This is a genomic window from Spongiactinospora gelatinilytica, from assembly GCF_003236385.1.
Taxonomy (GTDB): Bacteria; Actinomycetota; Actinomycetes; order Streptosporangiales; family Streptosporangiaceae; genus Spongiactinospora; species Spongiactinospora gelatinilytica.
This window is the reverse complement of sequence record NZ_POUA01000387.1, coordinates 1-7,199: the sequence shown is the minus strand read 5'-3', so window position 1 is coordinate 7,199 and position 7,199 is coordinate 1. Positions and strand designations below refer to the sequence as shown.

The following is a 7,199-nucleotide window of genomic DNA, read 5'->3' as shown; positions in this document are numbered from 1 at the left end:
GGCAGGGGGCTTGCCGTACATCGGGCGAAACCGGGGCATGCGGCACATGAGAAGCGCCGACGTCGGGCGGAGCCCGACAGGGAAACAGGGCTGAGCGAAGCGAAGGCGATTGGGTGCGCGGCAGCGCGGCATCGGGCGAAGCCCGGCACAAGAAGGGCGTCCGAGCGGCGGCGAGGGCCATTGGATTTGGGCCTGCGGGATCGTGGCCGGACAGTGGCTCAGCCGAGGCGGGCGGCGCGGGCCTCTGGGGACGGGGTGAGGGCGGCGACCAGGCGGTAGAGGCCGCGGACCGGTGGGGGTTCGCGGCGCATGCGGGTGAGGGCCGCGTCCAGGGTGGCCCGGCCGCAGACCTCGGCCACCCGGCGGTCCGTCGCGAACGTCTGCTTGCGGATGCTCGCCGTCAGCAGCGCCCCGAAGGCCGTCACCCCCACCAGCGGATAGGACGCCAGCAGCGACACCTCGAAGAAGCGTTCCGCCAGCCCCACCACCAGGCCGAGCGGGATGACCGCCGCCAGCGCGGTCAGTGTCTCGCGGACGCCGAGGCGGCTGCGGACCTTGGCCGGGTCGGCCTGCGCCAGCACCCACGCGAGCGCCGCGTCCCGCTCAAGTTCGGGCAGGTCGGCGTAGCCGGGGCCGATCACCAGGCACAGCTCGCCGTCCCGGCGCACCAGCAGGACGTGTGCGCCGGGGAGCGTCTCCCCCGCCTCCACCGGAGGCGTGGCCACGCCGAAGCGCCGCGAGAGGTCCTCCGCCCGCGACCGCGCCTCGTCCAGGGCCTCGTTCAGGTCCACACGTTCATCATTCCAAGCCGGGCGCGGCTCAATCGGCGATCGCCTTCGCGAGCACGTGCTCGACCGTTCCGGTGAGCAACGCGACCTTGTACCGCGTCTCCGGCAGCGGCGCGCACCGGGTGGCGGCGCGGGCGGCGGCCTCGGCGATCGGTGCCCCGGCGAGCAGGGCGGTCTCGACCTCGGGAAGCCGTACCGGAGTGCGGGCCACGCCGCCGGCCGCGACGGCGGCCAGCACGACGGACCCGCCCGCGACGACCAGCCGGGCGGCCGCCTCGGCCAGCGGCCATTCGGCCTGTACCCGGCCGGTGGCCCGCACGTAGGCGGCGCGCTCCCCCGCCACCGGCGGCGGGAGTTCGGCGCCGAGCAGGAGTTCGCCGGGGGCGAGCAGGTGGTCGCGGGTGGGGTCCTCGCCGTACAGGGACGCGACCGGCAGGTGCCCGCGTCCTTCGACCTCGACCGTTGCGTCGTACGCGAGCAGCGCCATGGCCAGCGACGACGGGTGCGGGGCCACGCACGGGCCACTGCCGATCACGGTGCCGTACCTGGCGATGCCCTCCCTGGCCGGGCAGCACGCCCCGCCGTTCTGGTGGCAGGCGAACCCGGCGCGGAAGTAGGCGCAGCGGTTGCGCTGGAGCAGATTGCCGCCGAGCGTGGCCACCGCGCGGATCTGGGGGGTGGCCAGTTCGGCCGCGGTGGCGGCGAGGGCAGGGTAGGCGGCGCGCAGCCGCTGGTCACGGGCCAGTTCGGCGATGGTCGTGAGCGCGCCGATCCGGGCGGAGCCGTCGGGCTGCCAGGCGATCCCGGTGAGTTCGGTCCGGTCGCGCAGGTCGATCCACTCGCCCGCGGCCCGGGCGATCAGGTCCGTGCCCCCGGCGAGGAAGGGAAGGACGGCCGAGACTGTCCCACCGGCGGCGGCCACGCGTGTCGGTTCGGTCATCGGGAGAGTCCCTCCAGGAGGCGGTCCGGGCGGATCGGCAGGTCGTGGGGACGCCAGCCGGTGGCATTGTGGACGGCGTTGCCGACCGAGGCCGCCACCCCCACCGTGGAGACCTCGCCGAGCCCCACGCCGCCACCGTTGACGTGGTCCCAGCCCTCCTGCTCGAAATGGATCTCGATCTCCGGGCAGTCGCCGATACCCGGAATGCGATAGTCCTCAAGGTTCGTGGTGATGACCGCCCCACTGACCGGATCGACCAGCCGCTCCTCGTGCAACGCGTACCCGATCCCCTGCACGATCCCGCCCTCGCACTGGCTGCGGGCCAGCCGTTCGGAGTAGATCCGCCCGGCCGCGATGCCGCCCCACACCCGCAGCGGCCTGATCCGGCCGAGCAGCGTGTCCACCTCGACCTCGGTGACGTGGACCGACCCGGCGAGCCCGCGCCCGATCGCGTTCCCGTGGACGGGGAACGGGGTCAGGTACCCGAGCCGGTCCATACGCCGCCGCCCGACCACCCGGCGGCCGTCCGCGAGGCCGCCCGCGTCGCGCAGCCGCCGGGCCGCGTCCCTGGTGGCGGGGCCGACGGAGGCGGTGGCGCGGCTGCCTGTGGACATCGGGCCGTGCCTGGCGTCGCTCATCCCGATCTCGACGCGGACCCGCTCGGCGGGCAGGTCCAGTTCCTCGCGCAGGATCGCGGTCATGACGCTGCGGGTGCCGGTGCCGATGTCCTGGGTCGCGGTGCGGGCGACCACGACGTCTCCCTCGACGGTCAGCTCGACCTCGGTCGCCGGGTCCACCATGTACTGCCACGCGCCGGCCGCGACCCCGACGCCCCGGCGGTATCTGCCGGTCTGCGAGCCGGTGGCGGGGCGACCGGTCCAGGCGGGGAGGCGTTCGGCCCAGCCGTACAGGGCCTGACGTTTGCGGTTGCCGTCCCAGCGGCGGCGCAGCGCGATCGGGTCCTCGCCGCGGCGGTGCGCCACGTCGTCCACGGTCTGTTCCAGCGCCCACAGCAGCGGCGGCGCGAAAGGCCCGCGGAACGGCCCGCCGGGCGGCGTGTTGGTGAGTACGTCGAAGTCGCGCAACCGGCGCGGGGCCCTGCCGTACACCATCCTGGCCAGCGACGCGACCATCGAGGAGACGGCCAGGCCGCCGCGGCCGTAGGCGTCCACGCCGAGCGCGGCGAGCCGCCCGTCGTCGTCGGTGAGCATGGAGATCTCCATGCGGGCCCCGGGTCGGTTGCCGCCGCAGGCGAGTTCTTCGGCGCGGCTGAGCACCACCCGGACCGGCGCCTTCCGGACCCTGGCCAGCTCGGCCGCGGCCACCGCCTCGCCGGTGAGCCCCATTTTGCCCCCGAACCCGCCGCCGACGTGCTCGGCGGCGACGTGGACCCGGTCGCGGGGGAGGTTCCAGCGTTCGGCGGCGTGTTCGGCGGTCATCGCGACCGTCTGGGTGGACATCTGCAGGTGCAGGTCGCCGCGCTCGTCCCACCTCGCCACGCAGGCGTGCGGCTCCATCGCGGTGTGGGACTGCGCGGCGGCGGTGAAGGTGCCGCCGGTCAGGCGAGGGTCGCCGCTCTCCCGGGCGGCGGCGAGGCGGCGTTCGGCGGTACGGCCGCGCCTGCTCAAGAACGTGAACGGCCCGCGCAGGTTGGCGTCCGACCAGCGGCCGGGAAGACACAGGCTTTCTGAGGTGCTGGGGGCGTTCGCGCGCTCGTCCGGCCCCCAGACCGGCGGGCCGCCGGGAGTGCCGTCGAGGGCGTGCGGCAGCGGGGCGTACCGGACCTCGACCGCCCTGGCCAGCGCCAGCGCCTCGCGCCGGGTCGGGGCGGCGACCGCGGCGACCGGCTGGCCCACGTAGCGGACGGTCCGGTCCTCGCCGAGCAGGTCCGCCTGGTGGCCGCTGATCGACACGACGCGGGCGTGCGGCAGGGAGGATCGCACGATGGCGCCTTCGAGCTGGCCCTCGTGCCGGATGTCGGTGGAGTAACGGGCCCGGCCGGTGATCTTGGCCATGGCCTCGACACGGGCGGGCTCGGGCGGGCCACCCCCGTCGAAGTCGCCGGCGCAGGCGGCGGCGACCGCCGCGAACACGCCCTCGTAGGCCCCGCACCGGCACAGGTGCCCGGCCAGCGCGGCGGCGATCTCCGCGCGCGGCGGCGCGACGTCGCCGTGCTCGGCGCGCCACCTGTCGGCGAAAGCCGCGGCCTCCATCACGAATCCGGGGGTGCAGTAGCCGCACTGGAGGCCGTCGTGCGCGGCGAAGGCGCGCTGCACGGGGTGTTCCAGCCCCTCCGGTGTGATGACCTCGCGTCCCTCGACGGCGGTCGCGGGCAGCAGGCAGCCCGCGTTCGGCGTGCCGTCCACCAGTACCGTGCACGCCCCGCAGGCCCCGGTACGGCAGGCCGCCTTGGCCCCGGTCAGGCCGAGGCCGTCGCGCAGCACGTCCACGGCCGTGTCGGCCCGGTCGCACTCCACTTCTAAGGGAATGCCGTTCACCGTGATCTTCATCCGCCCGCCCTTCGTTGACGACGTCAACATCGCGTTGACATCGTCAACCAGGTACGTTGACGATGTCAACCGGGAAGGGATCAGAAAAGTGCCCGACGACACGAGGAGCCGTCTGCTCGCCAGCGCGCTCACTCTGCTGCGCAGCGAAGGTCTGGAGGCCGTGACGCTGCGCGCCGTCGGGGACCTCACCGGCCTGTCCCGAACAGCTCCTTACCGCCATTTCGCCGACAAAAACGCCTTGCTGGCCGCGCTTGCCGCGCTGATCATCTCCGACCTGACGGCGCACGTCTCGGCGGCGGTCCTGCGCGAGCACGGCTCCCAGGCCCGGCTGCACGCCTTCTACACCAGCTACGTGGACTACGCGGTGACGCACAAGGAGGAATACCGCCTGGTCTTCGCGCCGGAGTTCCTGGCCGGGACCCACGCCGAACTGGAGGACGCGATCGACGCGGTGATGACGACGTTCGGCGTGCAGCCGCCCGCGGCGGACCGCTCGGGGTCCATGGCGGCGCTGCTGGCCCTGCTCTGCACCGCGCACGGCCTGGCCGAGCTGGCCACAACCGGCCACCTGACCCACCGGGGCGTGCCCACCACCGCCGTCATCGACACCCTGGTGACCGGTTACCCCCTGTCGCAGAACAACATCAGCGACCCGGCGATCCCCTGACCGCTCGCCGTACATCAAGCCTGCAACTTCACATGCCGGTTACATACGGGCAACAGTCGGGAAATCGCCCGTTGCGATTGTTGGGCCTGGCGAACAGGACCCACGACCGAAACGGACCACAGCGTGAGCTACAAGGCTGAGTACATCTGGATCGACGGCACGGAGCCCACCGCCAGGCTGCGCTCCAAGACCAAGGTGCTCCCGACCGGCGCCGAGCCGCCGCAGTGGGGGTTCGACGGTTCGAGCACCAACCAGGCCACCGGGCGCACGTCCGACTGTGTGCTGCGGCCGGTGCTCACCTGTCCCGACCCGATCAGGGGCGGCGACGACGTCCTGGTGCTGTGCGAGGTGCTGTACCCCGACCAGACCGCGCACTCCTCCAACACCCGCGCCGCCCTGGCCGTACTTGCCGACCGCTACGCGGACCAGGCCCCGGTCTTCGGGATCGAGCAGGAGTACACGTTCTTCAAGGACGGCAGGCCGCTCGGGTTCCCCTCCGGGGGCTTCCCCGCGCCGCAGGGCTTCTACTACTGCGGCGTCGGCGCCGACGAGGTCTTCGGGCGCGAGGTCGTGGAGAAGCACCTGGACGCGTGCCTGGCCGCCGGGCTCGCCATCTCCGGGATCAACGCCGAGGTCATGCCGGGCCAGTGGGAGTTCCAGGTCGGGCCGGTGGGCCCGCTTGAGGTGGCCGACCAGCTCTGGGTCGCCAGGTGGCTGCTGTACCGGGTCGCCGAGGACTTCGGAATCTCCGCCACCCTCGACCCCAAGCCGGTCAAGGGCGACTGGAACGGCGCCGGCGCGCACACCAACTTCTCCACCAAGGCCATGCGCGAGGGCTACGACGCGATCATCGCCGCCTGCGACGCGCTCGGCGAGCGGGCCGAGGAGCACATCAAGGGCTACGGCGCGGAGATCGAGCACCGGCTCACCGGCATGCACGAGACCGCGCCATGGAGCGAGTACAGCTACGGCGTGTCCGACCGCGGCGCCTCGGTGCGCATCCCGTGGCAGGTCGAGGCGGACAAGAAGGGCTACATCGAGGACCGCCGGCCGAACGCCAACTGCGACCCGTACGTGGTCACCGGCCTCATGGTCGAGACCTGCTGCGCCGCTCTTGATAAGGCCGGCCTGGTCTGATCCGCCCGCCGGGTCACCACGCCTCCAGCGGGAGTTCGTGCGAGGCGGCCAGGTCGAAGAGCACCCCGCCGTCGCTGAGCCGGACCACCTGGACGTGCTGCGCCCAGCCCAGCTCCCGGTGGCGGCGGGCCGCCTCGTAGGCGAACTCGGCGTAGTGGTACCGGTCCGAGACCGTGGAGTCGGGCGGCGGGAAGGCGCAGCGGACCTCGAAGCGGTCGGGCGGCCAGACGGTGACCGTGGGCCCGGTACTCCTCCATCGCGAAGACCTTGTCATGTGCGCCTCTCCTGTCACTCGGGCAACACCCGGGGGACAACTATGACGGGTCGGCGCGGGTCACAGGAGGTATGGGCGAGGTCGATGGGCGATCGTAACCGGGACTTCATGTTTCTGCTTGAACAGTGATCATTCCTCGTTCCCCGCGTCACATTCACGCGGCGGTCTCCGCAACCGAAAGCGGGATTCTCGATTAGGGCACGCCACCGCGGGCAGGGGGCCAGGACCGGACGAGAAAACCACAGCTTTCGTCAGGAAACTGTCAAGAAAACGCGGAGGAATCGCGCGGCAATCGCGGGAACCCGAGGAGTGGGATCAATGGTCTTGCTGGGCCTGCTGTTCATGGTCGTCGCGGTGGCGGCCGGAGTCGTGGTGATCACCACGGACACCACCGCGACGACCACATCGATCACGGTGATGGACACCACCGTGCAACTCAGTGCAACGGAAGTATTTCTCATTGGCGTGGCCGCGGCCGTGGTGTTCGTCATCGGCATGGGGATGATGAGCGGCGGGCTGCGCCGTTCCCTGACGCTCCGCCGAGACCTGCGCCGCTCGCAGGGCGAGGCCCGCCGGGCCCGCCGCCTGGAGGAGGAGAAGCGCGAACTCGAACGCCGCCTCGACACCTCCGAAGCCTCCGATGGGGCGGGCAGGCACGCCGCCGCTCCGACGGTCCCGTCACAGCGCGAGGTGGCCTCGGCCACTGAAGAAGGCGACCGCCTGGTCGCAGGCCGCCGCCGTCCCACCGACCCCACCGCCTGAGGCCGAGCCGCCCGAGGGGCGGAAGCCTGGAGTCGGCGGGCCCCGGAACCATCGAGGGCCGCCGGCTCGTGGCATGGGGCCGGGGGCGCGACAGCGGGCGGGTGCCGGGAGCGGCCGGGGA

7 protein-coding genes are annotated in these 7,199 nt (G+C 72.6%); 3 read left to right on the top strand and 4 right to left on the bottom strand.

Annotated features, from left to right (window positions below; translation table 11 throughout):
- Window positions 1–218 precede the first annotated feature (218 nt).
- The 3 genes from C1I98_RS32485 to C1I98_RS32475 are packed head-to-tail and all read right to left on the bottom strand — an operon-like array spanning window position 219 to window position 4,238.
- Window positions 219–791: a hypothetical protein gene (locus C1I98_RS32485; RefSeq protein ID WP_111171175.1), complete on the bottom strand. Its 573-nt coding sequence runs from the start codon at window positions 789–791 to the stop codon at window positions 219–221.
- Window positions 792–819: 28 nt separating this feature from the next.
- Window positions 820–1,728 (bottom strand): FAD binding domain-containing protein, encoded by a 909-nt coding sequence (locus tag C1I98_RS32480; protein WP_111171174.1) that lies wholly within the window; start codon window positions 1,726–1,728, stop codon window positions 820–822.
- Window positions 1,725–4,238: a molybdopterin-dependent oxidoreductase gene (locus C1I98_RS32475; protein ID WP_111171173.1), complete on the bottom strand. Its 2,514-nt coding sequence runs from the start codon at window positions 4,236–4,238 to the stop codon at window positions 1,725–1,727. The genes C1I98_RS32480 and C1I98_RS32475 overlap by 4 nt, the downstream gene beginning before the upstream one ends.
- 88 nt (window positions 4,239–4,326) lie before the next feature.
- Between C1I98_RS32475 and C1I98_RS32470 the strand changes: the two genes are divergently transcribed.
- Both C1I98_RS32470 and glnII read left to right on the top strand, forming a co-directional pair.
- Window positions 4,327–4,905 (top strand): TetR/AcrR family transcriptional regulator, encoded by a 579-nt coding sequence (locus C1I98_RS32470; RefSeq protein WP_158558274.1) that lies wholly within the window; start codon window positions 4,327–4,329, stop codon window positions 4,903–4,905.
- 123 nt (window positions 4,906–5,028) lie between these two features.
- The gene (gene glnII, locus C1I98_RS32465; protein ID WP_111171171.1) at window positions 5,029–6,042 is read left to right on the top strand and encodes a glutamine synthetase; all 1,014 of its coding nucleotides are present in this window, start codon (window positions 5,029–5,031) and stop codon (window positions 6,040–6,042) included.
- A 13-nt stretch (window positions 6,043–6,055) separates the two neighbouring features.
- Here the strand turns inward: glnII and C1I98_RS32460 are convergent, their stop codons facing one another.
- Complete coding sequence (locus C1I98_RS32460) at window positions 6,056–6,316, bottom strand: hypothetical protein (RefSeq protein ID WP_111171170.1); 261 nt, start codon at window positions 6,314–6,316, stop codon at window positions 6,056–6,058.
- A 318-nt stretch (window positions 6,317–6,634) separates the two neighbouring features.
- On the opposite strand from C1I98_RS32460, the gene C1I98_RS32455 reads away from it, so the two are divergent.
- Complete coding sequence (locus C1I98_RS32455) at window positions 6,635–7,078, top strand: hypothetical protein (protein WP_146607772.1); 444 nt, start codon at window positions 6,635–6,637, stop codon at window positions 7,076–7,078.
- The last annotated feature ends 121 nt before the right edge of the window (window positions 7,079–7,199 follow it).

What these genes read in the sequence shown, in the direction of transcription:
- C1I98_RS32480 (WP_111171174.1), bottom strand. Translation starts at nt 1,728, where the DNA reads ATGACCGAACCGACACGCGTGGCCGCCGCCGGTGGGACAGTCTCGGCC.
- C1I98_RS32475 (WP_111171173.1), bottom strand. Translation starts at nt 4,238, where the DNA reads ATGAAGATCACGGTGAACGGCATTCCCTTAGAAGTGGAGTGCGACCGG.
- C1I98_RS32460 (WP_111171170.1), bottom strand. Translation starts at nt 6,316, where the DNA reads ATGACAAGGTCTTCGCGATGGAGGAGTACCGGGCCCACGGTCACCGTC.
- C1I98_RS32455 (WP_146607772.1), top strand. Translation starts at nt 6,635, where the DNA reads ATGGTCTTGCTGGGCCTGCTGTTCATGGTCGTCGCGGTGGCGGCCGGA.